Annotated in this window: 17 protein-coding genes; 12 read left to right on the plus strand and 5 right to left on the minus strand. The window is 63.4% G+C overall.

Features of this window, described 5'->3' with window-relative positions; all coding sequences use genetic code 11:
* Positions 1–103: 103 nt before the first annotated feature.
* The gene (locus ACUN9V_RS09025; protein WP_445511153.1) at positions 104–2,044 is read right to left on the minus strand and encodes an exoribonuclease II; all 1,941 of its coding nucleotides are present in this window, start codon (positions 2,042–2,044) and stop codon (positions 104–106) included.
* 224 nt (positions 2,045–2,268) lie between these two features.
* Here ACUN9V_RS09025 and ACUN9V_RS09030 point away from each other — a divergent pair, with 224 nt between their 5' ends.
* From ACUN9V_RS09030 to ACUN9V_RS09055, 6 genes are all read left to right on the plus strand, one after another.
* Positions 2,269–3,003, plus strand: coding sequence for a GntR family transcriptional regulator (locus ACUN9V_RS09030; protein ID WP_075562573.1), 735 nt, complete (start codon positions 2,269–2,271; stop codon positions 3,001–3,003).
* A gap of 40 nt (positions 3,004–3,043) precedes the next feature.
* A complete protein-coding gene (nagA, locus tag ACUN9V_RS09035; RefSeq protein ID WP_445511154.1) occupies positions 3,044–4,222 on the plus strand; it encodes an N-acetylglucosamine-6-phosphate deacetylase in 1,179 nt (392 codons plus the stop codon).
* Entirely contained in the window at positions 4,222–5,241 is a 1,020-nt protein-coding gene (locus tag ACUN9V_RS09040; RefSeq protein ID WP_445511155.1) for an SIS domain-containing protein, read from the plus strand. Before nagA ends, ACUN9V_RS09040 begins: the two co-directional genes overlap by 1 nt.
* Positions 5,242–5,375: 134 nt before the next feature.
* Positions 5,376–8,159: a glucose PTS transporter subunit IIA gene (locus tag ACUN9V_RS09045; protein WP_445511156.1), complete on the plus strand. Its 2,784-nt coding sequence runs from the start codon at positions 5,376–5,378 to the stop codon at positions 8,157–8,159.
* Positions 8,160–8,169: 10 nt separating this feature from the next.
* Positions 8,170–9,861: an N-acetylglucosamine-specific PTS transporter subunit IIBC gene (gene nagE / locus ACUN9V_RS09050; RefSeq protein ID WP_445511157.1), complete on the plus strand. Its 1,692-nt coding sequence runs from the start codon at positions 8,170–8,172 to the stop codon at positions 9,859–9,861.
* Positions 9,862–10,087: 226 nt separating this feature from the next.
* Positions 10,088–10,888 (plus strand): Cof-type HAD-IIB family hydrolase, encoded by an 801-nt coding sequence (locus ACUN9V_RS09055; protein WP_445511158.1) that lies wholly within the window; start codon positions 10,088–10,090, stop codon positions 10,886–10,888.
* Positions 10,889–11,013: 125 nt separating this feature from the next.
* On the opposite strand, the gene ACUN9V_RS09060 is transcribed toward ACUN9V_RS09055, so the two are convergent.
* The 4 genes from ACUN9V_RS09060 to ACUN9V_RS09075 all read right to left on the minus strand — a co-directional run bounded on the left by ACUN9V_RS09060 (position 11,014) and on the right by ACUN9V_RS09075 (position 16,993).
* Complete coding sequence (locus tag ACUN9V_RS09060; RefSeq protein WP_445511159.1) at positions 11,014–12,054, minus strand: YcjF family protein; 1,041 nt, start codon at positions 12,052–12,054, stop codon at positions 11,014–11,016.
* Complete coding sequence (locus ACUN9V_RS09065) at positions 12,051–13,442, minus strand: YcjX family protein (RefSeq protein ID WP_445511160.1); 1,392 nt, start codon at positions 13,440–13,442, stop codon at positions 12,051–12,053. Before ACUN9V_RS09065 ends, ACUN9V_RS09060 begins: the two co-directional genes overlap by 4 nt.
* Before the next feature lie 189 nt (positions 13,443–13,631).
* Positions 13,632–15,227 carry a solute:sodium symporter family transporter gene (locus ACUN9V_RS09070; protein ID WP_075562566.1) on the minus strand — a complete coding sequence of 532 codons (1,596 nt, stop codon included), beginning with the start codon at positions 15,225–15,227 and terminating at the stop codon, positions 13,632–13,634.
* 209 nt (positions 15,228–15,436) lie between these two features.
* Positions 15,437–16,993, minus strand: a complete 1,557-nt coding sequence (locus ACUN9V_RS09075) for a glucosyltransferase domain-containing protein (protein WP_445511161.1) — start codon at positions 16,991–16,993, stop codon at positions 15,437–15,439.
* A 285-nt stretch (positions 16,994–17,278) separates the two neighbouring features.
* On the opposite strand from ACUN9V_RS09075, the gene ACUN9V_RS09080 reads away from it, so the two are divergent.
* From ACUN9V_RS09080 to ACUN9V_RS09105, 6 genes are all read left to right on the plus strand, one after another.
* On the plus strand, positions 17,279–18,871 hold the full coding sequence (locus tag ACUN9V_RS09080) for a glucan biosynthesis protein G (protein WP_439304491.1): 1,593 nt from the start codon (positions 17,279–17,281) through the stop codon (positions 18,869–18,871).
* A gap of 19 nt (positions 18,872–18,890) precedes the next feature.
* Complete coding sequence (mdoH, locus tag ACUN9V_RS09085) at positions 18,891–21,362, plus strand: glucans biosynthesis glucosyltransferase MdoH (protein ID WP_445511162.1); 2,472 nt, start codon at positions 18,891–18,893, stop codon at positions 21,360–21,362.
* A gap of 161 nt (positions 21,363–21,523) precedes the next feature.
* The gene (locus ACUN9V_RS09090; RefSeq protein WP_110655685.1) at positions 21,524–21,766 is read left to right on the plus strand and encodes a GlsB/YeaQ/YmgE family stress response membrane protein; all 243 of its coding nucleotides are present in this window, start codon (positions 21,524–21,526) and stop codon (positions 21,764–21,766) included.
* A gap of 268 nt (positions 21,767–22,034) precedes the next feature.
* Positions 22,035–23,315, plus strand: coding sequence for an acyltransferase family protein (locus ACUN9V_RS09095; protein ID WP_075562561.1), 1,281 nt, complete (start codon positions 22,035–22,037; stop codon positions 23,313–23,315).
* Positions 23,316–23,468: 153 nt separating this feature from the next.
* Positions 23,469–25,895, plus strand: a complete 2,427-nt coding sequence (locus ACUN9V_RS09100; protein ID WP_075562560.1) for a DUF1266 domain-containing protein — start codon at positions 23,469–23,471, stop codon at positions 25,893–25,895.
* Positions 25,896–26,156: 261 nt separating this feature from the next.
* A complete protein-coding gene (locus ACUN9V_RS09105) occupies positions 26,157–26,768 on the plus strand; it encodes a C40 family peptidase (RefSeq protein ID WP_075562559.1) in 612 nt (203 codons plus the stop codon).
* Positions 26,769–26,852: the final 84 nt, after the last annotated feature.

Here is a 26,852-nt window from a genome sequence, read left to right on the forward strand (position 1 = left end):
CCGACTACATTGCAGTATATCGTCTTACCGCTTCAGGGCGTTCACACCATAGTGGTAGTCCGTCCGCGCGGCTGTCGGCAATGCGGACGGACCTGCATACCGCTCAATCGGCAGGCGTTGCCACCAGCGAGCGGGTCGCCTCACGGGCCTCGACGAGCTTGACGCGCGTACTGCCGCCTAGCTGGTAGCGCAACTCGCCGGCGATCTGGATACGGCCTTCCTTGTCGTCGATAGCCACCTGGGTGCGGTCGCTATGAATCATCGGCGCCGGCACGAACGCCGTGGCACCGTTGGCTGTCAGGCGAACGCGCATGCCCCCACGGCGGATGTCGATGATGTCGGCATCGAAAATCTCACCCTGCTCGAGGGTGGCGCCCAGATAGCGCACGTAAAGCCAGTCTTTGACGTCGCGTTCGGCCATTCGGTTCAGTCGGCGGCGCTCGGTCAGTTGTTCGGTCAGTTGCTGGCTGGCCTCGGCGGGAGCCGCTTCCGACTTCAGGAAGCGCTTGATCAGGCGATGGTTGACCATATCGCCGTACTTGCGGATCGGTGATGTCCAGGTCGCGTAGGCGGGCAACCCCAGGCCGAAATGCGGTCCGGGACGAGCCGACATGTTGGTGTAGCCCTGGAAGCGGCGCAGGCGGACGTCCAGCCAGGCGTCTTCGCGAGCATCCAGCGCCCGGCGAAATTCGCGATAGCGGGGGAGTTCGGAAAGCTGCTCGCGCTCTGCCGGGATCTCCTGGGCGGCCAGAAACTCCAGTGCCTGGTCGATTTTCTCCGGCTCGAAGGCGTGATGCACGTTGAAGATGCCGTGGCCGACTTCCTTGGCCAGCAGATCGGCGCAGCAGGCGTTGGCGACGATCATCGCTTCTTCGATCATGCGCTGGGCGATGCGGCGCTCCTCGACCCGGATACCGAGCACGTTACCGGCATCGTCGAGATCGAACGCGTAATCCGGACGATCCTTGAATACCAGCGTGTTGGCCTCGCGCCAGGCGGCGCGGGCGCGGGATAGCTCGGCCAGCACCGTCAACTGCTCGGCGATCGGTGCTGCCGGTGCCTCGGCGTTCGGCTCGCCGTCGATCCAGTCGGAAACCGCGTCGTACACCAGCCTCGCGTGGGAGCGAATCGTGGCGGCGAAGAAGCGATACTCGCCCAGGGTACCGTCGCGACCGACGTGCAGCCGGCAGGCCAGTACCGGACGCTCGACGTCCGGTTTCAGCGAACACAGGTCATCGGCCAACGCTTCCGGCAGCATGGTGATGTTCTGGCCCGGCAGATAGACCGTGAAGGCCCGCGTGCGGGCTTCCTTGTCCGCCGGGTGGGACTCGTCCACGTAGGCGGTGGGATCGGCGATCGCCACCGTCATTGTCCAGCCGTCGTCGGTCGCTTCGACGCGCAGCGCGTCGTCCATGTCGCGAGTCTTCTCGCCATCGATGGTGAAGAACGGCTCGGCGGTGAGGTCTTCGCGGACCAGACCTTCTTCCTGCAGCGGCCAGGTGTCGGCAGCCGGCGGGCACTCCTGTTCGAGCGCGTGGCGTGCCAGCGTGACCCGCCAGGGCACGGAAGGATCCTCACTCTTGACCACCAGCTCGTCGATCTGGGTAAAGAACGCGCGATCGTCCGGGCGCAGCGGATGGCGGATCAGCCGCGCGACAACCCAGTCGCCGTCGGCGATGTCGGATTCTTCCAGCGAGCGCTTGAGACGCGCCTTGAGTGAAAGATTGATCGAAGGATGATCGGGAACCACGGCCAGCCGGCCGTCGCGTTTCTGAACGCGTGCCACGAAGCGGTCCAGCGAGGCTTCGATCAAGCTTTCCGGATCGGCCTGTTTCTTGTCGCCATCCTCCTTGATCACCGCTTCGATGCGATCACCATGGACGACCTGCTTCATGGCGGGAGGCGGAATGAAATAGGACGTGCCATCTTCGGCTTCGAGGAAACCGAATCCCTTGTCGGTGGCCTTGACGGTGCCCTGGACACGGGGAGTGTTGGCCCGGATATTTTGCTTCAGCTGGGCTAGAAGAGAGTTGTTCTGCAGCATCGGATCGGATCGAATCGGTCGGTGGACGAGAGCGACACTATACGGATTCCTCCCGAGCCACGCCAATCGTCCCCGCCGGGAGCGCTCGCCGACGTCGGGCAAGCGAGAGGTTCGCCGAATTCGACCAAAGTTGGCGGCTGAAAGTCTGGCAGATTGGTATGCGACTGGTTATGTTGGTGGTATTGAAGTGGTATTCATCACGATGCCCCTAAAACGGATCCGCCATGCAACCGACGCTGTCCCGTCTCAAGCTCGATGCCGCCCAGTCGACACCGCTCTATCGCCAGTTGGCCCAACAGCTGGTCGAGGCGATCGAAGCGGGTGACTGGGAGACCGGCGAGGCGCTGCCCTCGGAGCGGGTGCTTGCGGAATCGCTCAATGTTTCCCGTATCACCGCCCGCAAGGCGCTGGACCGGCTGGTGGCACTGGGGCTGATTCAGCGCACTCACGGCTCCGGTACCTTTATCGCGCCGCGGCTCAATCAGTCGCTGACCCGGCTGACCAGCTTCACCGAGTTGCTGGTCCAGCGCGGCCATCGCCCCAGTTCGCGCTGGTTGAGTCGCCAGCTCGGCACGCCGACGGTGGAAGAGAGCCTGCGGCTCGGGGTGAGCGCGGACCATCAGGTCTCGAGGCTCAAGCGGCTGCGGCTGGCCGACGACGTGGTGGTCGCCGTCGAGGAGAGCTGCCTGCCTCATCGCGTCCTCCCCGATCCCGAGGCCGTCACCCATTCGCTCTATCGCCACCTCGAAAGCCTGGGAACGCCCATCGTTCGTGCCCTGCAGCATGTCTCGGCGGTCAATGCCGATGCCGAACTGGCGCGGCTGGCGCAGGTGCCGGAATCCCAGGCGCTGCTGATGATGACCCGGCTCGGCTATCTTGCGGACGGCCGCCCCGGGGAGCTCACGGTGACTTACTGTCGCACCGACTACTACGACTTCATGGTGGAACTGACTCAATGATGAGGCGCAATTGACTGCCATCGCCCACGCAGGAGACGAGATGCTGTACGGCAATATTCTGACTGCCGAGGGCTGGCGGCTTGGCACGCTCGAATGGCGCGACGGACGAATCGTCGCCACCGAGGGCGAGCCGGTCGATCCCGATGCCAACGATCATCCTCGGCTGTTGCCGGGCTTCGTCGATCTGCACGTGCATGGCGGCGGCGGGGCGGATGCCATGGAAGGGGGCGATGCCGCCGCGACCATGGCCCGAACCCACGTGCGTTTCGGTACCACCAGTCTGCTGGTGACCACCATGACGGCGCCCATGGCCGACATTCGCCAGGCATTACAGGATATCGCCCGGTTGATGAAGGTCCCGCTGCCTCAGGCATCGCGGCTGCTGGGCGTGCATCTTGAAGGGCCTTATCTCAACCCTGGCAAGCTGGGCGCCCAGCCGCCGCATGCCCGCCCCGGCGTGGCCGAGGAGGTCGATGCGCTGCTGGCGCTCGCCCCGATCCGGCTGTTGACGCTGGCACCGGAGCTCTCGGGACATGCCGAGCTCATCGGTCAACTGCGCGAGCGCGGTGTGCGGGTGCAGATGGGCCATACCCTGGGCAGCTACGAAGAGGGCGTGGCCGGGCTCGAACACGGTGCCCACGGCTTCACCCATCTGTTCAACGCCATGACAGGGTTGCACCACCGCAAGCCGGGCATGGTCGGCGCAGCGCTGGCGCATGCTGACTACGCCGAGATCATCCCCGACCTGCTCCATGTTCATCCCGGCGCCATTCTGACGGCGCTGCGCTGCATTCCTCATCTCTATGGCGTGACCGATTCCACCGCCGCCGCCGGCATGCCCGACGGGGAGTATCGTCTCGGCGAGCAGCATGTCACCAAATGCCTGGGCGGCGTGCGGCTGGCCGACGGCACGCTGGCCGGCAGTACGCTGACCATGGATCAGGCGCTGCGTAACCTGGTCCGGATCGGTCTCGATCTCGATGATGCCAGCCGGCGGCTATCGCAGTATCCCGCCGATTTTCTCGGTGAGAGCGACATTGGTCGGCTCGAGATCGGCTGCCGGGCCGACATCGTGGTGATGAATGAGCGACTCGAGATCGATGCCGTCTACGTGGGCGGCGAACTGGCCCATCACGTCTCGTCGGCTGGGCAGGGACATACGGCCGCGCAACAACGGACGACACCACAGGCGGCCGGCGCGCCGCGGGAGACCCACTGATGTCACTGATGCTGGAAGAAGCCCGGAGCGCGCCTGCCTGTCTGCGGACGCAATGGCGGGCCAATCGGGAAGCAATGGCCGAGTTCGGCAAGGCACTGCGAGCGGCCGACCTGCACGGGGCACTGACGGTGGCGCGCGGCAGCTCCGACCATGCCGCGGCCTATTTCGCCTATCTGGGGATGAAACATCTCGGCTTGCCGATGGCCTCGGTGCCGCCGTCATTGACCACCGTTGCCGATACGCCGTGGCGGGTTCGGGGCCAGCTGACGGTGGCCATCTCGCAGTCCGGCGCCAGCCCCGATCTGGTGGCAACGCAAAAGGCGCTGGCCGCCGGCGGGGCGCGCAGCGTGGCGCTGGTCAATACGCCCGATTCACCGCTGGGGCGCGTCTCGGAGCGCGAGATCGCGCTGCACGCCGGCGTCGAGAAGAGCGTCGCGGCGACCAAGAGCTATCTTGCCACCTTGGCCGCCTGCGCTCATCTGATCGGCGCCTGGGCCGAAGACGAAGCGCTGCTGGCCGCTCTGGAAGCGCTGCCGCCGAAACTCGAGGCGGCAGCGCAGCAGGAGTGGCAACAGGCGGTGGATGCGCTGGTCGACGTCGATAGGCTGCTGGTGATCGGGCGCGGCGTCGGGCTCGCCATCGCCCAGGAAGTCGCGCTCAAGTTCAAGGAAACCTGCGCCATCCAGGCCGAACCATTCAGTGCCGCTGAGGTTCGTCATGGGCCGATGGCGCTGATCGAACCGGGCTACCCGGTGCTGGTACTGGCGCCGCCGGGACCGGATCAGGCCGGGCTGCTGGAACTGGCTGAATGGTTGGAGAGCATCGGTGCCAAGGTGCTGCTGGCCGCCGATGACAGTGTTCCCGCACGCCAGTTGCCGTTGATCGATGCCGGTCACGACGATCTGCAGCCGCTATCGGTGGTCCAGAGTTTTTACGTCATGGCGGCCAGACTCGCGGTCGCTCGCGGTGGCGATCCGGATCGGCCGCGCCATCTGCAGAAGGTGACTCGAACGCTCTGAGCGCGAACCACGAGCCACGAGCCACGAGCCACGAGCCGCCTCAGACGATGTGACGGGACGCCGCCAGGTCCAGATCTTCAAAACTGGCGCGCCGAATGAAACAGGATCGAAACAACAACAAGTTGGGAGTCTTCATGTCATCCACATCACGATTTCTCAGAGCCCCGATGCGCGGGGTGGTGGTTCCGCTGGCGGAAGTGCCCGATCCGGTCTTTGCCGAAGGCACCATGGGGCCCGGTATTGCCATCGATCCGTTGGGGGAGACCCTGCATGCGCCCTGCAACTGCGAGATCATCCATTGCGCGCGAACCGCACACGCCATCACGCTGCGCGACGACGGCGGCCATGAATGGCTTTTGCATATCGGGCTCGACACCGTCGATCTGGACGGTGACGGGCTCGAGCTGCTGGTCGCGACCGGCGAGCGTGTCTCCGCCGGTGATCCGCTGTGTCGGTTCGACGCCGATCGTCTGGCGCAGCGAGTCAAGGCGCTGGTGACCCCCGTCGTGCTGACCAACGGCCCCGATACCGACCTGGAAACGCTGATCGCGCCAGGCACGATCGTCGAGATGGGCGAGAATCTGCTGCAGTGGCAGGCCGCGGCGGATCGTCGCGACGAAGCCGGCCGAGCAGACTCGGCTCCGGATGCCAGCGCCAGCAGAGACGCCACCATCGCGGCGGCCAGCGGCCTCCATGCGCGTCCTGCGGCGCGGCTGCGGGCCATCGCTCGAGAGCACGCGGTCGAGCTGACGCTGACACGAATCGGCGAGAAGGCCGGCGGCAGCCGCGATGCCGCCACCGCGAACGTCGCCAGTCTGAGCGCGCTGCTGAATCTGGGCCTGGTTCAGGGCGGCCGGGTCACTGTCTCGGCGCATGGCGCCGGGGCGCAGGCCGCGATCGAGGCGGCAACGACATTGCTCGAAACGCCCGAGCCGGGGGCTGACCGGCCCCGCGAAACGCCGCCCGAGGCGCAGGCGAGCGGGCTGCCCTTAGCGTCACGGATGCCCGCTGCCGAGCCCGGCCGGTTGAACGGTCTGGCGGCAAGTCCGGGATTGGCGGTGGGGTCGCTGGTTCGCTACGAAGTGGCGTTGCCCAGTGTTGCCGACACCGCGAGCGATCCCGAGCAGGAGAAGCGGGCCTTGGCAGCCGCCATCGCCGAGGTCGATGCCGAGCTGGAACGATCGACTCAGGCGGCGAAAGCGCGCGGCCAGCAGGCCGAGGCGGACATCTTCGAAGCCCATCGGGCGTGGTTGGACGACCCCGATCTTCGTGCGGCGGCCGAGACGGAAATTGCCGCCGGGCGTAGCGCCGGGCGTGGCTGGTACCTGGCGCTGGAGCGCGAGATTCAACGTCTGCGTGGCGGGGGCAATACGCTGCTGGCGGCGCGGGCGGACGATCTGCGCGATCTGCAGCGCCAGGTGATGCAGCCTTTCGCGGTTGAGGCGGCAGCGACCCTCTCAGGGCTCGACGGGGCAATACTGATCGCGCAGGAACTCACACCCTCGCAGTTCGTCGAGGTGGCGGATCGAGTTGCCGGGCTATGTCTGGCCGCCGGCGGGCTGACCTCGCATGTCTCGATTCTGGCGCGAGCGCGGGGGTTGCCGTGTCTGGTGGCCATGGGCGATGCGCTGATGGAAGCCGCCAGTGACAAGGCGTGTCTCGATATCGGCCCGGACGAGCCTTACGGGGCGCTGGAGCTGGCACCCGACGATCGACGCCTGACGAGGATCGACGAAGAAAGGACGCGACGGCATCGGCAGGCGGTGGCGGAGCATGCGCAAGCCCAGAATCCCGCAGTGACCCGAGACGGTCATCATCTCCACGTCGGGGCCAACATCGCCTCGAGCGCAGAGGCACGGGCGGCTGCCCAAGCGGGCGCCGACGGCGTCGGGCTGATGCGCAGTGAATTCCTGTTTCTGGAGCGACAGTCGGCGCCATCGCTCGACGAACAGCAGGCCGAGTATCGTGCCGCGGTCGAAGCGATGGGGGGCAAGCCGGTCATCGTCCGTCTACTGGATATCGGTGGCGACAAGCAGCTTCCCTATCTATCGCTACCGGCATCGCCCAACCCGGCGCTGGGGGAGCGCGGCGTGAGGTTGTGGCAGACGCACCCGGCGCTTTTTGAAACGCAGCTCGATGCGCTGCTCGAAGCGGGCCGCGAGCTGCCGCTCGGCGAAGACGGCCTGTCGACGTTGCGGCTGATGGTGCCGATGGTCGCCGATGTCGGCGAGTTGCGCTGGGTGCGGGAGCGGCTCGAGGCGCGCGCTGGCGCGCTGGGTATCGAGCGGCTGCCGGCGCTGGGGGTGATGATCGAGGTGCCGACGGCGGCGGTGTGTGTCGACAGCCTCGCTCGCGAGGCCGATTTTCTCTCCATCGGCACCAACGATCTGACCCAGTACGCTCTGGCCATGGACCGTGAAGTGGCGTCGCTGGCGTTGCGCAGCGACGTGCTCCATCCCGGCGTGCTGCGGCTCATCGCCGCCTGTCTCCAGGGGGCTGCCGGTCACTGTCCGGTGGCCGTCTGTGGCGCGGCGGCGGGGGATCCGCTGGCCGGGGCCCTGTTCGCGGCCATGGGCGTCGACGAACTTTCCGTCGAATCCGGACGTATCGCCGCCGTCAAGGCGGGCCTGCGTCGGCTTGATGCCGGGGCGCTTGCGGCGCAGTTGCCATCGCTGCTGGCGCTGTCCGACGGCGCCGCCGTGAGGCAGGCCCTGAAGACAATGCTGGAACCTGAACGTGGACATGAACCCGGCGTGGCGGACTCGAGCGCAGAAGGCATCGAGCAAGCCGTCGAGCTAGACATCGAGAGAGGCATCGAGCTAGACATCGAGAGAGGCATCGAGCAAGACATCGGGAAAGGCGCCGATACCCTCGGCCGCACGACTTCGGGTCCCTCCAATACGACAACAAGATCTTGAGGAGCGTGTCATGACCACGACCTTCGGTTCCCGGCTCATGGCCGGTATTCAGAAACTCGGGCGCTCACTGATGCTGCCCATTGCGGTACTGCCGGTCGCAGGCCTGTTGCTGCGGCTGGGCCAGCCGGATCTGCTCGATATCGCCTTCATCGCCAATGCCGGCAACGCGGTCTTTTCCAACCTGGCATTGATCTTCGCCATTGGCGTGGCGGTCGGTTTCGCCGATGACGACAACGGCGCTGCCGGTTTGGCCGGGGTGATCGGCTATCTCGTGCTCACCGCGGTACTGGAGACGTTGAATCCCGACATCAATATGGGGGTACTGGCGGGCATCATCATCGGCAGCGTGGCCGGGATACTCTACAACCGTTATAAATCGATCAAGCTGCCGGACTATCTGGCCTTCTTCGGCGGGCGCCGCTTCATCCCCATCGTCACCGGGCTCTCCGCGGTGGTACTTGGCGGTATTTTCGGGCTGATCTGGCCACCGGTCCAGCAGGGCATCGACCAGTTGGGGCAGTGGCTGATCGACGCCGGTGATCTCGGCCTGTTCGTCTATGGCGTGCTCAATCGGATTCTGATCGTGACCGGGCTGCACCACGTGCTCAACAGTTTCGTATGGTTCGTATTCGGCACCTACGACGGCGCCACCGGCGATCTCAATCGCTTCTTCGCCGGCGATCCGTCGGCTGGCTCGTTCATGGCCGGCTTCTTCCCGGTGATGATGTTCGGGCTGCCGGCAGCGGCGTTGGCGATGTATCGCGCCGCGCCGCCGTCACGTCGTGCCCAGGTCGGCGGCCTGTTGCTGTCGCTGGCGCTGACTGCGTTTCTGACCGGCGTCACCGAGCCGATCGAGTTCACGTTCATGTTCCTGGCACCGGCGCTGTATGCCGTTCACGCGGTGCTCACCGGCATCTCGATGGCGGTGATGAACATGCTCGGCGTCAAGCTTGGGTTCACCTTCTCCGCCGGCGCATTCGACTACGCGCTCTCCTACGGTCTCTCGACCAATGGCTGGATGATGATCCCGGTAGGGCTCTGCTACTTCGTGCTCTACTACGGCATCTTTCGCTGGGCGATCGTGCGCTTCGACCTGCCGACGCCGGGCCGCGAACCGGAAGTGGCAGCGCCAAACGTCAATCGCGATCCCGGTGAACGGGGGCCTGCCTTCGTGACCGCCCTGGGTGGCGTGGCCAATCTGGTCAGCGTCGGTGCCTGTACCACGCGCTTGCGTCTGGTGATGAACGATGACACGGCGATCGACGAGCCGTCGCTCAAGGCGCTCGGGGCCCGTGGGATCCTGCATCTGCGCGGCGGCGGCCTGCAGGTGATCGTGGGGCCGATCGCCGACGCGGTGGCCGACGACATTCGGGTGGCGGTGCGCGATCACGGCAAGACGCTGGAAGTACCGGTAGCGGTCGAGAGCGATGCGGCCCTGAGCGATGCCTCACTAGCTAATGCCAGGCTCGACGATGAATCCCGTCAGGCGTGGCTGGCGGCGTTGGGCGGTGCCGACAACATTCGCACCCTCGCTGCCGTGGCGGCGACCCGGCTGCGCGTGGAGCTGGGCGATCGCGGCCGGGTCGATGAATCCGCACTTCAGGCGCTGGGCGCTGCCGGCATTCAGGACTTGGGCGACAGGGTCGTTCACCTGGTCGTCGGGCGCCAGGCCGGCGCGGTGGCCAACAGTCTCGAAGCCTGAGCGTTGGCTCCTGAGGCAGGAGCTAGCCATAGGCCACTGATGACGAGCGCAGGATCCGGTGCGGAGAAGCGGGCGATTGACGCCCGCGGGTCCCCGCCCGACACTGTCTACTTCTAAACAAGCTCTTTGAAACAAGCTCTTTGAAACAAGCTCTTTGAAACAAGCTCGTCGAAACAAGCCGTCCAGCTAATCCCCTCGAAGCAAGCCGTCCAGCCAAGGTGACTCCATGCCCCAGTATCTGATTGCCAGCGATCTCGACAGCACTCTGCTGAATGCCGAGCATCGTGTCGACGCCTTGACCCGCGAAACGCTGCGGACGTTGTCTGGCCAGGGGCATGTGATCGTGCTGGCCTCCGGGCGGCACTATCACGACATCGCGGCCATTCGTCGACAATTGGAGATTCCAGCCTGGATCATCAGCAGCAATGGGGCCCACGTTCACGATCCCGACGATCGGCTCGTCAGTGAAACATTGGTACCGACCGATCAGGTTCAGGCACTGGTCGCGTTGCCGCGCCCGGCTTCGGTAAGACTCAATATCTATACTCATGACCGCTGGCTGATCGATGCCGAAGCGCCCGAGCTGTTGCCGCTGCATGCGATGAGCGGCTTCGCCTATCAGGTCGACGACATGCGCGATCTCGAGAGTGAACGCGTCGGAAAAGTGCTCTACATCGGCGAACCGGCGCTGCTCGAACCGCTGGAGCGAACCCTGCGGGAGCACCATGGCGATGCGCTGCATATCACCTACTCGGCGGCCAACTCGCTGGAGCTCATGCAGCGCGGTGTGAACAAGGGCACCGCGCTGAGTCGCGCGCTCAAGGCGCTCGATCTCCCCATCGAGCGGGCGCTGGCATTCGGCGACAACTTCAATGACGTCGAGATGCTGACGCTGGCGGGCAACGCCTACGTGGTCTCCAACGCTCACCCGGAAGTCATCGAGCAGCTGCCCCGCGCCAACAGGATCGGCGCTCATCACGAATCGGCCGTAGCGCATACGCTGCGAACGTTCTTCGCGCTCGATTAATCTCGGCGCGGCCTCATTCGAGCTACGGTGGTACGGTTCACGCCAAGACGGATTCTATTTCACTGAGTCTGTTCCGCTGACTCAGTCTTGCTGAGCCTGTACTGATGACGCAATCTTGAGAGCGCTCAGCGCTTTTCCGCGGAATCGTCCAGCCTGCGCAGCTGCTGCCAGACTTCGCGGCGCAGGTCGGCGAGCTTGGGCTGTTCGTCGCGTTCGAAGGCCACCGGCCGGGTGGTGCGCATGGCACGCAGCCCCAGGCGAGCCGTCAGCAGTCCGGCGCCCAGGCCCTGTCCGGCGCGAGTCGACAACTTGGCGGCCAGGTTCATCGACAGCAGGTCCATGCCCGCGTCGCTGACCATTTCGCTGGCGCCGGCGAACGCCATGTTGCGCAACACTTCCCGAAACAGGCGCAGGCGACTGGCATAGCCGAGCTGCAGACCATAAAGCGCGGCGATGCGATCGAGCATGGCGATGTTGCGCCACGCCATCAGTGCCATGTCGACCAGCGTCAACGGGCTGACAGCGACCATGACCGCGGTTTCTCCCGACATCCGCGTGACCAGCCGACGGGCGGCCTGGTCGCGCGGGTGTAGAAGATAGTGCGCGATCAGCTCGCGGGTCTCCTGCGCGGTGTGATGCGTCTGATGGGCGTGGAGAAAGGACTGCCAGTGCGGATGATCCTTGGAGAGTCCCATCTGGCTGCGCAGCTCATCGGCCAGGGTCATCGGGTTCGAGTCCATTGCGGCTTCGCCACCGATCCATTCGTCATCGAGCTGCTGACGCAGTCGCGCGTGACGTCGCAGCTTTCTCAGTCGCCATAGCTCTCGGCACAGCGCCTTGGCGCCCAGGCCGACGGCAAGCAGCCCGACCAGGCTCCAGGCACCGGCGAGCCAGTCGCCGCCGAGCGTGGAGGTATAAAGCGACTGTGCCGCCTCGATCGTTCCCAGGCCCAGCGTGCCGCCCAGGACCGCCATCAGCCCCCAGCGGCGCTTGCGCGGCGGTTTGATCGCGGCGTCGAGCGCCGGCGAGTCGTGATCGTCGGCGGCGGTGTAGGGATCGCTGGCCTGGGTCGGCAGATAGGCCCGTGCTGCCTGTAGCGAAGCATCCTCAGCGGGCGTGGGCGGTTCATCGAACGTGAAACGTTGTCCGGGGCGAGGGTCGCTCATCGAAGTTTGTCTCCCATCAGCCACTCCAGTGCGGCGTCCATGCGGATGTGGGGTAGCGCCGCCGGGCCTGCGGGTGCCGGTCGGAAAGGCGTGAAGGCGAAGCCCTGGCGTCGCCAGAACCCGGGTTCCGGCAGCTTGGCCGGTACGTCGCCGGGATAGACCAGCAGTGGCTCACCGTCGAGACCGTGACCCCGCAGGGCGGCCTGGCGCTTGCCATCACTTTCGACCTCGCGCGGTTCGGTCGCTCGAATCGATGCCAACGAGAAGGCACGTACCGGAACGTTGGCAAAGCGCAGATCCTTGATCGGTTCGGCCAGTAGCGACTCCAGCAGGGTCACCAGGTTGGCGTGCTGATCCGGGGTGACGTGATCGGCCTTGGTGGCGGCGATCGCCAGACGATCGATGCGTGGCGAAAACAGCCGATTCATCAGGCTCCGTTTGCCGTAGTCGAAGCTCCTCATCAACGTGGCGAGGGCCTGAGACAGATCCTCGAAGCGTTCGGGACCGGCGTTGAGCGCACCGAGCACATCGACCAGTACGATCTGCCGATCGAAGCGGCGGAAATACTCGCGGTAGAAGGGTTTGACCACGTGCTGCTGATAGAAGCGAAAGCGCTTCTTGAGCACCTGATAGAGGCTCGAGGCAGGCAGCGCTTCCAGCGCTTGGCGGTCGTCTTCGCCGACGCCGGGTAGCGGAAAGAACTGCAGGACCGGCGCGCCCTGAAGTTCGCCGGGCAACAGGAATCGGCCCGGCTGCAGATGAGAGAATCCGGCTTCCCGCGCCTGGCGCAGAGAGTCGGCGTAGAGCTCCGCGAGTTCGGCCAGCCGAGATTCTTCCACCGTCTCGTCGGCTGAATGCTTGGCGACGGCGTCCTGCCAGGCCTGGGCGTACTGCTGGCGTGCCGGCCCCATGCCTTTGAGCTGGTTTTCGCTCCAGCTGAGGAAATCATGTTCGAGCAAGGGCAAATCCAGCAGCCACTCGCCGGGATAGTCGATCAGATCCAGCGTCAGTGTGGCGGTATCGCCCAGCAGACCACGAGCACGGCGTGTCTTGTAACGCAGCTGCAGGCGCAGTTCGCTGATGCCGCGTGTCGGCTCCGGCCACTGGGGCGGTGACGCCTCGAGCGAGGTCATCGCCTCGTCGTAAGGAAACCGCGGGATGCCGAGGTCGGGCTGGGAGACGCGCTGTGCGCCGAGCAGGCGCTCTTCGCGGGCGGACTTGAGCAGATCCAGGCGCGCATCGATGCCGGCGTGTCGCAGCTGATTGACCAGCGAGGTCAGAAACGCCGTCTTGCCGGCGCGGGAAAGCCCGGTGACGGCCAGGCGTAGCTGGCGATCCCGGCCGCGATCGATCAGATTCTGGAATTCATGAGTCAGTTGTCGGCGCATCGCCTCTTTTCCGAAGAAAGCCTACGCGCATGGTAAACGATATGAGCGGGTGTGAGGGCGGTGAGACAGCGCGCGAGCGTTAAAAGGGAGGGGTCGAGAAACGAAGACGCCTCGCACGGTGGCGAGGCGTCGTCAGGGTCGCGTCGAGTCGCGTCGTTCTCGATGAGTGATGCTGTGGTCGACTCAGCCTCAGCCCGCGAAGGCGAAGTAGATCGCGAAGACCAGGATCAGCAGCACGATACCCACCGGCACGGCACCTTTCCACGGCGTCAGGTCGACCGCCTTGACGTCTTCGTGGACCCAGGCTTCGCGGCGCGGCGCGATCTTGCCGATCAGCAGCATGACCACCACGAGCAGCACGAACACGCCGGCAACGAAGTGATACTGGTTGGTGATTTCCAGAATACCGTTGAACGGCGGTACGAAGTAGCCGGCAGCGATCAGCACGATCCCACCGACAAGACCGAAGATGGCGGCCGATTCCGGCACCCGCTTGGTCAACAGGCCGACGATTACCACCGCCAGGATCGGGATGAAGTAGATCGCGTTCATGGTCTGGAGGTAGTCGAACAGGCTGTCCTGGCCGGCCAGCAGCGGGGCGATCGTCATGGCTGCCACCGCCATGATCCAGCCGAAGATCTTGCCGGCGTTGACGACCTGCTGCTCGCTGGCCTCCTTTTTGAATATGCCTTTGTAGATGCCCAGGCTGAAGAGCGTCGTGGTGCTGTTCAGTGCCGAGTTGAAGGACGAGAGGATCGCGCCGACCATGACGGCGGCGAAGAAGCCGGTCAGCCACGGCGGCAGCAGATGGAATACCAGATAGCCGTAGGCCTGGTCGCCGGCAATGCCGTCATCGGCATAGAGCTGATAGGCGATGATGCCCGGCAGTACCAGGTAAAGCGGCCCCAGCAGTTTCAGGAAGCCGGTCAGAAGCACGCCTTTCTGGCCTTCGGAGAGGCTCTTGGCGGCGAAAGTACGCTGGATGATCTGCTGATTGGTAGACCAGTAGAACAGATTGATCAGGAACACGCCGGTGAACAGCGCCGGCCACGGCACTTGCTGATCCGGACGGCCCAGCGAGTTGAGGCGATCGGGTTGCGCTTCCTGAATGGCATGCCAGCCGGCAGCCATGCCGTTGCCGTCACCTACGGCATCGAGCCCCAGGTAGACGATCAGGAAACCACCGACCAACAGGCCGATGGCGTTGATGGTATCGGACACGGCGACCGTGCGCAGACCGCCGAACAGGGCGTAGATAGCGCCGATGATGCCGACGATCCACACCGTCATCCACAGCAGCGTGGTGCTGGATTCGATCCCCGTGAGCACGGGCAGGTCGAGCATGCCCTGAAGCCCCACGGCGCCGGAGTAGAGAATGATCGGCAGCAGGATGACGGCGTAGGCGACCAGGAAGATGACGTTGCAGATCAGCTGGGTGGTCGGGCCGAAGCGTTCCTGCAGCAGCTGCGGCACGGTGGCGATACCGCTGCGCAAAAATCGCGGCAGAAAGAACAGCGCCAGCAGCACCAGAGCGACGACGGCAACGACTTCCCAGGCCATGACGCTCAAGCCGTCGGAGAAGGCTGCGCCATTCAGCCCGACCATCTGTTCCGTCGAGAGGTTGGTCATCAGCAGAGAGCCCGCGATCAGCGGGAAACTGAGGCTGCGCCCGGCGAGAAAGTAGCCGCGAGTGTTGCTGAGATCGTCACGATGGGTAATGCGCCAGGTGATCAAGGCGACCAACCCCGTGAAGAACAGAAACGAGATTAGAGTCCATGCATGCATAGAGAGTGTCCTAGTTGAATGCATCCCAGTGGCGGCCACTGTGTGGGGTTGCGCCACATTACCCGCGCAGTTTCAGACAACTCGGATCAAACCGCTATTCGCCATTTGTCTGACATAGCTAAACCAATGTGTAGGCGTTTGGACAATGTCGACGCCGATCGGCAGTTCAAAAACGGACAAATAGCCCCGGATGGCGCACCGGCGGCGTTTCAGTCGTCTATCGGAAGTTCGCTCGCGGTCAGGCCGCGATGGCACTCGGCGTTGAACGAGGCAACGTAGTTCCCCTCGAACGCGTAGAGCGTGTACCAGGCGTGGCGGGCCAAAGGCTGGAGCTGTCGGCACCGAGCCTTGAATCGTTGGCGCAGCCTTGGATCGTCGTTGAGCTCGAAGGCCGACGACAGCCCCTGGCGATAGAGGTCCTGATAACCCCACCAATAGCCGTTGTCGAGATAGGGCGAGATCAGTTCACCGATAAAAGGATGGATGGCAATCGCGTTGCGGGTGGGTCGGGAGTAGGGAAGGGCGCCATCGATCATCAACGGTGCGGCGATCGGTTGGGTGGCGAGATCGTCGATCAGCGTCATGGAGACGTTATCGGTTAGCAGTGCCTGCTGACGCTGGGCGTTGCCGTAGGCGTAGGCCAGGCTCAATGGTGTGCCGAGCGCCACGGCGATCAGCGGCCAACTGAAGCAGCGCCTGCCGATTGGCGAAAGAGGCAGCCGCCCCAGCCCGGTTAGGGCGCAGAACAGCAGGCCGGCGTACAGCGCGCCGAATCCCGTCATGACTCGGGGTTGCCAGATCGGATTCGCCAGCGCGGACAGAAACCCCAGCCCGCTCATCGGCAGGCAGAGCAGTATCACGATCATCAGAGCCAGCCCCGCGGGATTGCGCTGACGGCAGGCTGCGACCGTCAGCCCGACCGGCGTCACCACCGCCAGCCCGATCACGAGCCACCAGGTCGGCTTGTCCAGGTTCGCTGCCGCGTAATGCCAGAATTGTCTCGTCTGTTCGATCAAGTGGCCGGGCAACTGGTCCAGCGGGGCCAGGCTGCTGTGCTGCATGCTGTAGGCGCCATCGATCAACCCGGAAGAGACGATCTTCGATATCACCAGCGCCAGACTCCCGATCGCCAGCGCCCCCAGGTGGAGGGGCCAGTTCGGGCGTCCGCGGTGCGCTATGCTCAAGGCGACGTGAAAGGCAAGCAGCACGAAGTAGACGTTGGCGGCCGGCTGGTAGAAAAACAGCGAAGCCAGCATCGCTCCGCCACCCGCCAGCCAGCGAAATCCGGTTTGCCACCGGTGGTTTTCACGTGGATCCAGCGCGCAGGCAATACCGGTGACGGCGCAGGCCAGCGCCAGACTCATGGGCAGGGCATCGAAATGATAGGAGAGGTTCTGTAGGAAAAACGGCTGTACGACCAGAATCAGCATCGCCAACCAGGCGTAACCCGGGTCGAATGGCCGCAGGCGACGCCGCCATGGCAGAAGCGAGAACGCGATGGCGGCGAGGCCCAACCATAATGGCAGTGGCGAGAGATCGGCCAGGCGCGGGCCGCCGTTGACGAGCAGAACGAGCAGACTGGAGAGCGGACGACCGTTGGAAACCCAGCCCATTTCTCCGTGAAAGGCTCGCCAGATATCGTCGCGATACAGCTGGTCGGCCTGGACCAGGGGGTAGCTGAAAATCGCCAGATACGCCATTATGCCCAGCCAACGGGGCAAGTCGGCTGGCATGATCATCCGATCGGGGTGCGATTCGATACGCATTCATCGGCCTCATCCAACGATGATTCAGATGGCAAGCGTCGATACGGCGCGGGCCGGCCAGGAGGACTTTCCGTGCCTCAGTGTAGCGTATGCTAGACTTACGGAGTACGAAGCATGGAGGCTTCGCTATCCCGTCATTATTCATCGCAAGTTGTGTCGTTGCGCCGTCATACGGTGGCGCTTTTTCAGCTTGGCTTGGCTTACCGTTTACAGTATGGCGTGCATGGCCTTGAACGATTCGGGCCCTTGGTTATTGGGCAAGATAGCTATGACAGGAGTATGAGTGTGAGTGCATTGATCCGGCGGAGTAACCTTGAAAAACGCAAGGCGCTTCTTCCGGTGGTAGCCCTGACCGGGCTGCTACTCAGCGGTATCGCCCAAAATGTGTTGGCTTTTGGTTTCGATGATGTCGCGAAGAAAGCCGAAGACCTTTCAAAGCAGGGTTACAGCGAACCTGAGAGAAATTTGCCGGAGGCGCTGCGCAATCTGGATTATGGTCAGTACGAGCAGATCCAGTACAAGCGTGACCGTGATGTCTGGAGTGGAGATGAAGGAGTCCCTTTCACTCTCAGCTTCTTCCATGAAGGCATGCATTACGACAGCGCGATTCAGCTGCATAGCGTCGACGACCAAGGCGTCCACGATTTCGCGTTCAACGCCGACGATTTCACCTATGGCAATCTGGATCTGGCGGATGACGTCAAGAACAACGATGGCCTGGGCATCGCCGGGTTCAAGGTCAATTACGCGCTCAATCAGTCCGATCGCAAGGACGAAACTATGGTCTTCCTCGGGGCGAGCTACTTTCGCGTCATTGGTAAAGATCAGGTTTACGGCGTTTCCGGCCGTGGTCTCGCGGTGGATACCGGCTTGCCCTCCGGCGAAGAGTTCCCCCGCTTCAAGGAGTTCTGGATCGTCAAGCCAAGCAAGGCGAGTCAGTATCTGACGATCTTTGCCCTGCTGGATTCGCCCAGCCTCACGGGCGCCTACCGTTTCGTGCTGCGTCCGGGCGATGACACTGTGGTTGACGTCAAATCGAGCTTGTTCCTGCGCCGCCCTGTCGAGAAGCTGGGTGTGGCACCGCTGACCAGCATGTACCTGTACGGCCCGGAACAGCCGTCTTCGACGCTGAACTATCGGCCGGCTATCCACGATTCCAACGGCTTGCTGATCAGTGATTCTCAGAACGGCTGGACCTGGCGGCCGCTGGCCAACCCGGCGAAGTTGATGATGAACGAGCAGGCCACGCCGCGACTACGGGGCTACGGTCTGATGCAGCGCGATCATGATTTCGACAACTACCAGGACATCGATAGTCGTTATGACTTACGTCCCAGCGCCTGGATCGAACCCCAGAACGAATGGGGCGCGGGCAAGGTAGAGCTGATCCAGATTCCGACTCCCAACGAGACCAACGACAATATCGTCTCCATGTGGTTGCCGGAAACTGCGCCCGAACCCCAGCCCGACAAGACGTTGGACTACGACTACCGACTCACCGTAACCAAGGACGAGAGCCGCTACCTCGATTCCTCGCTCGCCTGGGTCGATCAGACGCGGCGTTCGCGCGGGGAAGTTCGCAAGGACGACCTGGTTCGGGAAGCCGACGGCTCGACGGCCTTCGTGCTGGACTTCGTCGGACCTTCGCTATCCGGTCTGGGCGACGATGCCAACATCAGTGTTCAAGCCAGTGTCGGTGACAACGGTGAACTGGTGGACAGTCATGCCGAACGTAACCCGGCGACCGGCGGCTGGCGCGTGTTCGTCAAGATCAAGCGCAGCGACAAGAATCAGCCGCTGGATATTCGCGCCCATCTGAACCAGGGCGACAAGCGAGTCTCCGAGACCTGGTATTACCGGCTGCCGGCCAATGGCTGAAGCGACGTCCACTTCCAGGATGACGTCAGCCGATCACTACCTGGAACGGCTGGCGCTCGAGACCCAGGATCGCGAGGAGCGGCGCAGGCTGCTGGCCAGTGATCTGGACACGCATGACATGGCATCTCTGCATGCCGCGCTGGGCGGCGGCGAGGTCGAAGGCGACGACCCGGCGGCCAGTTCGGTGGGCCGTCGCCTGGCCCTGGCATATGCCCAGCCGCCGTTGGCGCCGCCCGAGTTTCTGAGCAGCGACGAGCGCGGTGTCACGCGACTGCGGACCGCGCCGCCGATGCAGCGTACGGCGCTGGCCCCCGAGCAGTGGTCGACCAATCCTTTCGTGCGTTACGGGCAACGCTTCAAGAACTGGGCGGGTCGCGGTTTCCGCCGCAGGCGGCGGGAAACCAGGCCGGCGCCGCGATGGCAGCGGGTGGCGTCCGTTCGCCGCTGGGTGCTGCTGGTGCTGATCTTCGGTCAGAGCTTCGTTGCGGCCAACCAGATGCGCACGGTATTGCCTTATCAGGGGCAGCAGTGGCTGGAAATCGCCATTCTCGCGCTGTTCGTGCTGTTGTTCGCGTGGGTGTCGGCTGGTTTCTGGACCGCCTTGATGGGGTTCTTCCAGCTGCTACGGGGCAAGGATCGTTACGCCATCGATTCCGAGGTGGGTGACGAACCGATTCCGGACGACGCGCGCACCGCGCTGCTGGTGCCGATCTGCAACGAGGATGTGCCACGGGTTTTCGCCGGCGTGCGGGCAACGATCGAATCGCTGCGCCAGAGCGGTAACGATCGTCATTTCGACGTTTTCATCCTGAGTGATACCTTCGATCCCGATATCGCGATCGAGGAAACCCACGCGTGGTTGGCGCTGTGTCGGGATCTCGATGTCTTCGGCCAGGTCTTCTATCGCCGTCGTCAGCGACGCGTCAAGCGCAAGAGCGGCAATCTCGACGACTTCTGTCGACGCTGGGGAGCGCTTTACCGCTACATGCTCGTGCTCGATGCCGATAGCGTGATGACGGGGAGCTGCCTGACTCGCCTGGTTCAGATGATGGAAGCGCATTCGGAGGCCGGCATCGTGCAAACGGCGCCGCGGGCTTCCGGGCGCCTGAACCTCTACGCGCGTATGCAGCAGTTCGCCACGCGCGTCTACGGTCCACTGTTTACCGCCGGGCTGCACTTCTGGCAGTTGGGGGAGTCGCATTACTGGGGGCACAACGCCATCATCCGCATGGCGCCGTTCATGCGCCACTGCATGCTGGCGCCGCTACCCGGCAAGGGATCGATGTCCGGCGAGATCCTGTCCCACGATTTCGTCGAGGCCGCGTTGATGCGCCGCGCTGGTTGGGGTGTATGGATCGCCTACGAGCTGGAAGGCAGCTACGAGGAAATGCCGCCCAACCTGCTGGAAGAGCTCGGTCGCGACCGGCGCTGGTGTCACGGCAACCTGATGAACTTCCGGCTGTTCTTGTCCAAAGGGATCCACCCGGTACACCGGGCCGTGTTCCTGACCGGGCTGATGTCCTACATCTCGGCGCCGCTCTGGTTCCTCTTCCTGGTGTTGTCGACCGCGCTACTGGCGGTGCACACCCTGAGTACGCCCAATTACTTCCCCGAACCGGGAATGATGTTTCCGGTATGGCCCCAGTGGAACCCGACGCTTGCCGTGGGTCTGTTCGGCGCCACGGCGACACTGCTGTTTCTGCCCAAGGTATTGAGCGTGATCCTGGTATGGGTTCAGGGCAGTCGTCAGTTCGGCGGGCCGCTCAAGGTGCTGCTGAGCATGGTGCTGGAGTCACTTTTCTCGATGGCGCTGGCGCCGGTGCGCATGCTGTTCCACACGCGTTTCGTGTTGACGTCGGTCATGGGCTGGGCAATTCAATGGCGATCGCCATCGCGTGAGAACAGCGATACCACTTGGGGAGATGCGGTCCGCAACCACTGGAGTCAGACGCTGATCGGTGCTGTCTGGGCAGTGGGGGTCTATCGCATGGAGCCGACTTTCCTGTGGTGGCTGTCGCCGATCGTGGGGGCCATGATGATATCGATTCCGGTGTCGACGCTATCGAGTCGGGTCTCGCTCGGCAGAGCCTGCTTCCGGGCGCGCCTGTTCCGGATCCCCGAAGAGACGCATCCACCACGAGTGCTGCGTCGGATGGTGCGTCATCTGGGCCGGATGAACGCCGCGGCGCCCGCGCCGACTTTCGTCCAGGTGGTTCTGGATCCGGTTTCCAATGCATTGGCGACGGCACTGGGTACCTCGCGCCATGCTCGCGCCGAGCCGCTCGAGCGCCGCCGCCACGAGCGGGTGACCCAGGCCGTCAGGCAGGGGCCGTCATCAATGAGTAACCTGGAGCGATTAGCGTTTCTGGACGATCCGGTGATGTTGTCCCAGCTGCATTGGCGAGTCTGGGAAGAAGCTGATGCCCATGCGGCGTGGCATCAGCACGGGTTGCCGACCAGGGCCTCTTTCCGAGTACCGGCATTCGCCTGATCGAGGCGGCAGGTCGGCCCGCGATAAAAACTTGCCACGATGGACGTCGTTCACGTGTTCGGGGGCTTCGAAGATTGTTCGATTGGAGTCTATGCTTAGAGGGGGATGACGATACGTTATCCCCGCGCTATCCATGCAGAAGGGAATCAAGGAGTAACACTATGGGCTTTATCTTGTGGCTGATCATTGGCGGGATCGCTGGCTGGATCGCCGGGAAGGTCATGCGCGGCGGCGGTTTCGGCGTTCTGGGAAATATCGTAGTCGGTATCATCGGTGCCGTGCTCGGCGGCTTCCTCTTCAGCCTGCTGGGGCTGTCCTCCAACGGATTTATCGGTTCACTGGTCGTTGCGACCATTGGCGCGATTATCCTGTTGTGGATCGTTGCCAAGGTCAAGAAAGCCTAGGCGCGTCTCGTGGCGCCAGGTTCTGAAACGGAAAGCCGCGCTGATGCGCGGCTTTCCTGTATGGGGCTTTGACAAGCAAGCCCTCAAAACGGATCCCAGAAAAGTAAGCCGCCGAAAAGAATGTCGTAAAAAGCGAGGCCGCTGGGTGCCGAGTCTCGGAGAAGCCGTTTTTGGGAAACAGCGCGCGAATAAGACGGCGGCAAGCGAGAATATTGCGGGCAAGAATCGGGTACACTAGCGCCTTTTGACGGCCAGAGATCTGCAACGGATGCCTGATTCAACGACCGCCATGCGCAAAGAACGCTTTATCGGGCTCGAGTGGTTACGTTTCCTGCTCGGCCTGTACATCGTCATTTTCCACACGCTGCATAACTACCCGTCGATTCGTGACTGGTCGCACTATGTGACCGATATCGGATTCTTCTCGACCAGCGCCTTCTTCGCGTTATCGGGCTTTTTGCTGACGCACGTCTACCTCGATGCGTCACATCAGATGCGCGAGCCACCCCGAAGCTTCTGGCTCAAACGCTTCTCCAATCTCTATCCCATTCACATCGGTTCGCTGGTTCTCGCCATGGCGGTGTCGGCTCTGGTCGGCTATCTCGCGATAGCGCCGGGGGACAGCGATATCTCGCTGCAGTTCGTGGTCTACGACGTCAACAACGATGTCGGACAGCTGGACTGGGAGAGTTTGAACCACACCATGGGGTCAGTGGAGACGGGCATCAATTTGCTGCTCAATCTGACATTGCTGCACGCCTGGAACCCGCTTTATCTGACGTTCAATCCGCCGTCCTGGTCGATTTCCGCGCTATTCTTCTTCTACCTGACGTTCCCGTGGCTGGCGCCGCGATTACGTCGCGTATTGCACCCGCGTCGCGCGATCCTGCTGGTCAATATCCTCTATCTGATTCCACCGCTCTACGTCATTCTGACCACTGACTATGGCGTGCCGGAAACCGGTATCCTGCATCGCAATCCGCTCATCCGCTTACCGGAGTTCGCCTCCGGGATCCTGCTGTATGTCTTCTATGCCCAGCGCAAGGCTCAGGGACGATTGATGTCGCTTCCTCAATGCTGCCTGACGCTATTGATCGTGGCGCTCAGCGTGGTTGTCGCGGTCTATCTGCTGGGGTTGGGGCACGCCTGGTACTACGCGCTGCACAACGGTTTGCTGCTCTGGGCGCAGCTGGCACTGATCTATGTCGCCGCGCATTGGGGTGAGCCTCGGAGCCCTCGGTTGATGCGGTGGGCGACCAGGCTAGGGGGCGCGTCGTTGCCGATGTTCGCTTTGCACGTGCCGCTATACGCCGTGTTCTCGCGGATCGAACGAGTATTGTCCGGCGATCCCGGTCTGTGTTCCACGAACTTCAAGGGCTGTCTGGCCGCGGCGGGCGAGCTGCATCTGTGGCTATATCCGCTGTTTCTGACCATGACCGTGCTCCTCTGCGTTCTGTTCCAGGAACAGTTCGTGGTCCGAGTCAGAAAATTCCTGCTGCGCCATCTGCTGGGGCAAGCCACGCGCTCCCACACCGAGAAATTGAGCTAGCCTCGGTTCGATCGGTTGTCTCTCGCCGGGGCGGTCGGTCCTCGGGCCATCGGCGTGAGGTCGGCTTTCCGGTATACTGTGCCGCCGCGTCTGCTGTCTGCGGCGCGATTCAAGCCGACCGGCGCTAGCCGCTTCCGTGTCACGAGGTCTTTCTTGAGCGAACTTCTTTTCCCGTGGTGGGCCCAGCAACTGACGCTCCGAGGTTGGCCCTTTGCCAGCGACGCTCGTCAGGCGCTCGGCGCGGACGAGGTATTTGTGCGCCTGCAGTCCCTGGGGATCGGTGATCGGGATGAGTTCGCGTGGCGACTCTGGGACAGTGCGACTAATATCCAAGAGGTGGCATCGTCGCGTCTCGAGGCCCTGGAGCTGCTGGCACTCGGCAGTCGAGCCGGGTGGACCGATCCCCAGTCCGATGACACCTGGCTGTGCTTGCTGGCTCGCGACATCGTGACGACTTTTCCGACGCTCAGAGGCTGGGTGACGGCATTGGCGCGCGCGGGTGAGCCGATTCCGGACGAGGCGGGCCGCGAACTGTTGAGCCGCGAGCGCCAGCAGCGGGGCGTTTCCTGGTCCCGGCTTCGACATGACCTGCGACCGATCGAGTCGTCCACGCCGTCGGGGTCGGAAAATTTCTGGTCGGCTGGGCCTTGGCGGGCGAGAGCCGCGATTGCGCCAGTGCTGGCATGGCCTTTCGAGTGCTCCGCCGATGAACGTCGTCAGCGCCAGGCGCTGCTGCGTGAGCAGGGCGAGGTCGGGGGGCGCGATGAGCTGCTCTCGCTGCTGTTCTGGCTTGCCGGTCAAGGACATCGATATGGATGGGACATGGATGCGACCCGGGTTGGCCGTCAGGGGCCGGCGGCGCAGGTCGAGTGGCTTGAGTCACTCAATGATCAGCGGGATTACGGTCAGGTTCTGCTGCGCTTGCTGGCTGACGGCGAGCCGCTGGAATGGGCGGCGTGGGACTGGTTGCGGCTTGTCGACCAAGCCTTTCTCGGCTATTGCGCCGGTTGGCTTTCGGCATCCGAGGCGGAGACTTTCGCCGCCCACGCCGTCGATCTTCTGCAGCAGCGCTACGCGGACTGGCGGGAGGTCGCCCAGGCCTATCAGCGAGGGCGCAGCCTCTATGAGGGCAGGGATCTTCGCGACTCGTTCGAGGACGATTGGGAACCTCTGCTGGCTGGCAGCGCGAGTCCGTGGCAGGTATCGCTCCGAGATACGCTCGAGCCGCCTCAGCGTGACTCGGCACGAGCGTTCGTCCAGCAACACCGGGCCGCGGCCGATAGCTGGGTGTTGGCCATAGCCGCGATCCGGGATCCGGATCTGGTTCACCGTCGACATCTTGCCGAACCGATAGGCCAATCCAGGCTCGAAGACGCGGAACGCTATCTCAGCGAGGTGCTGGGGCTCCATCGGGAAGAGGGCGTCGCCGGGCTGTCGCGCTTCTGGATGCCCGCCCAGGTTCATCACCTCAACCAGTTGGCGGCGGATGCCCGTCATTCGTCGAGCCGCCGAGCCGCCGGACGCTCCAGGCGTCAGCTGGCCGCTTGTGCGGAGCATGCGGCGACGATCACGATGGCGGAGAAGTATGCCTTCTATCTCGTTATGGCGGCGGACAGCGGTCGTTATCCGCCGGCAGAGATCGAGGCGCTGGCGCGCTCGCTGTGCGATGTTCTGAGCCGCTTTTACAGTAGCCCGCTGAGGCTGCTGGCCGCCTGGCATGCCTGGGAAACGGTCTTGAGCCAGGATGAGGCGCCGGAGGAAGTATCACTGGCCGATGACATCGCCTGGCACCTTGCCGACCCCGGTTCGCCATTCCGCTGGTTGTCGCCTTCACGGTCAATCACCTGGCGAGAGCCTGGCGTCAGGCCGACATTGACGCGTTTCACCGCGATGTCGCTGGCGGGGCCGCTCAATGAAGCGTTGTGGCAGGCGCCGCAGCCGTTGTCGCCGCAGGATCGGGCCGATCTGGGTGAGTGGGTAGAACACCAGTATGCGCTGCAGGGCGCTGCCGGACTTGTGGATTTTCTCGATTTTCTGGTCGGGTCGGGCGATCGACAGGACTATCTGATCAACTACGCGCCCTACACGCTCAATCGAGCAAGACTCGATGCCGAGATCGCGATCCTCGAATCGGGCGACTGCGCCGACGAGGAGCGAATTCATCTCCTGCGGCTGAAACACGTTCGGGATAATGCCTGCCATTGCAACGATCAGGACATGACCGCCTGGGACGTCGCGCAACTGGTCGATCTGGCGCTGGCCGGGCGTCAGCTCGACTGGCTGGATGAAAACCGACTCTCGTACTATCTCGACGCCGCGCTGCGTCTGGCCGAACGTCACTACAGTAGTTGGCAGGATTATGCCGAGGGGCTGTACAGTGGCTTCGGATTTTTCATGGACGATACGCCGGAGCGAGACGCGTTTCTGGCTCGCTTCCGGCAGGCGCTCGACGCCTGGCTCGAGGCCTCGCCGCTGCTGGCCGGCGCCTGGGCAAGCCTCGATTTCCCCGGTAGCGCCATGGGTCATTGGACCTCGCTTCACATCGATATACTTCCCGGTGAGCCGCAGCATTTACATTAACGCTGTTCAATAACACGATGGGCTCGCCAAACACTATTCGATGACATATGATCTCCGCTGTGCTACGCCGGCCGTTGGGACGGGCGTGGCTTTTTTCTGTCCATCTAGTCGATAATTCGAGCCGAAAACTGGCCGTTATGGCGGTGACACCTTAAGTCGGTAGTGTCACCACCACAGCGACTCATTTCGCCGGGCGACCGCAGTTTCGTCGTCGGGAGAGGCGTGCCCGTGATGGCTCACAGGCGAAAGAGGTTGCGCTGAATGCTAAGACGCACGGCCATGGGGCTGGCACTGGTAATGGCCATATCCGGCTGTACCGCCCCCGTAAAACAACAACAGGTTAACGCGCAGTATTCACTTCCACTGGTCAATTCGCGTTCCGTGGCAGTCGATATTCCTCGGAACGCGCCCCCGGCCCCGCAGACCATCCGCGATTTCAAGCCGCTGCCCGTGTCGCCGACGGTGATTCGCCGGGCGCTGCTGAACGAGCACCAACGTTGGGTGGGAACGCCCTACGTGCTGGGCGGGACTACGCATCACGGTATCGATTGCTCGGCGTTGATGCAGCACGTATACGGGGAAGCCTTTGCTCTCGAGCTCCCGCGCACGACCGAAGAACAGGTGCTGGAGGGAAACCGGGTTGACGAGTCGAATCTCAAGGCCGGAGATCTGGTCTTCTTTCGCCCGCCCGGCCCGTACAACCATGTCGGTGTCTATGTGGGAGAAGGTTATTTCCTGCATGCCTCGTCGTCTCAGGGCGTGAAACTGTCGCGTCTGGATAACGTCTTCTGGAAGCGATACTACTGGCAGGCGCGCAGGCCCGTCGAGCGCACCCAGCTTGCCCAGCGGGTGATGCTGGCGAGCGAGGGTTGAAGGTAGCCGAAATCGAGCCGGAACCGCTGATGGGAGCTTGATGCTGCTTGCAGACTTTTCAGTATCGACAGCGTCGAGGCTGTG

The organism is Salinicola sp. V024, from assembly GCF_052645315.1.

Bases quoted from the DNA above. Each gene is read 5' to 3' on its own strand.
- ACUN9V_RS09045 (WP_445511156.1), top strand. From the start codon at position 5,376: ATGTCATCCACATCACGATTTCTCAGAGCCCCGATGCGCGGGGTGGTG.
- ACUN9V_RS09095 (WP_075562561.1), top strand. From the start codon at position 22,035: ATGCCTGATTCAACGACCGCCATGCGCAAAGAACGCTTTATCGGGCTC.
- mdoH (WP_445511162.1), top strand. From the start codon at position 18,891: ATGACGTCAGCCGATCACTACCTGGAACGGCTGGCGCTCGAGACCCAG.
- ACUN9V_RS09060 (WP_445511159.1), bottom strand. From the start codon at position 12,054: ATGAGCGACCCTCGCCCCGGACAACGTTTCACGTTCGATGAACCGCCC.
- ACUN9V_RS09040 (WP_445511155.1), top strand. From the start codon at position 4,222: ATGTCACTGATGCTGGAAGAAGCCCGGAGCGCGCCTGCCTGTCTGCGG.
- ACUN9V_RS09070 (WP_075562566.1), bottom strand. From the start codon at position 15,227: ATGCATGCATGGACTCTAATCTCGTTTCTGTTCTTCACGGGGTTGGTC.
- nagA (WP_445511154.1), top strand. From the start codon at position 3,044: ATGCTGTACGGCAATATTCTGACTGCCGAGGGCTGGCGGCTTGGCACG.
- ACUN9V_RS09025 (WP_445511153.1), bottom strand. From the start codon at position 2,044: ATGCTGCAGAACAACTCTCTTCTAGCCCAGCTGAAGCAAAATATCCGG.
- ACUN9V_RS09055 (WP_445511158.1), top strand. From the start codon at position 10,088: ATGCCCCAGTATCTGATTGCCAGCGATCTCGACAGCACTCTGCTGAAT.
- ACUN9V_RS09030 (WP_075562573.1), top strand. From the start codon at position 2,269: ATGCAACCGACGCTGTCCCGTCTCAAGCTCGATGCCGCCCAGTCGACA.
- ACUN9V_RS09065 (WP_445511160.1), bottom strand. From the start codon at position 13,442: ATGCGCCGACAACTGACTCATGAATTCCAGAATCTGATCGATCGCGGC.
- ACUN9V_RS09090 (WP_110655685.1), top strand. From the start codon at position 21,524: ATGGGCTTTATCTTGTGGCTGATCATTGGCGGGATCGCTGGCTGGATC.
- nagE (WP_445511157.1), top strand. From the start codon at position 8,170: ATGACCACGACCTTCGGTTCCCGGCTCATGGCCGGTATTCAGAAACTC.
- ACUN9V_RS09075 (WP_445511161.1), bottom strand. From the start codon at position 16,993: ATGCGTATCGAATCGCACCCCGATCGGATGATCATGCCAGCCGACTTG.
- ACUN9V_RS09105 (WP_075562559.1), top strand. From the start codon at position 26,157: ATGCTAAGACGCACGGCCATGGGGCTGGCACTGGTAATGGCCATATCC.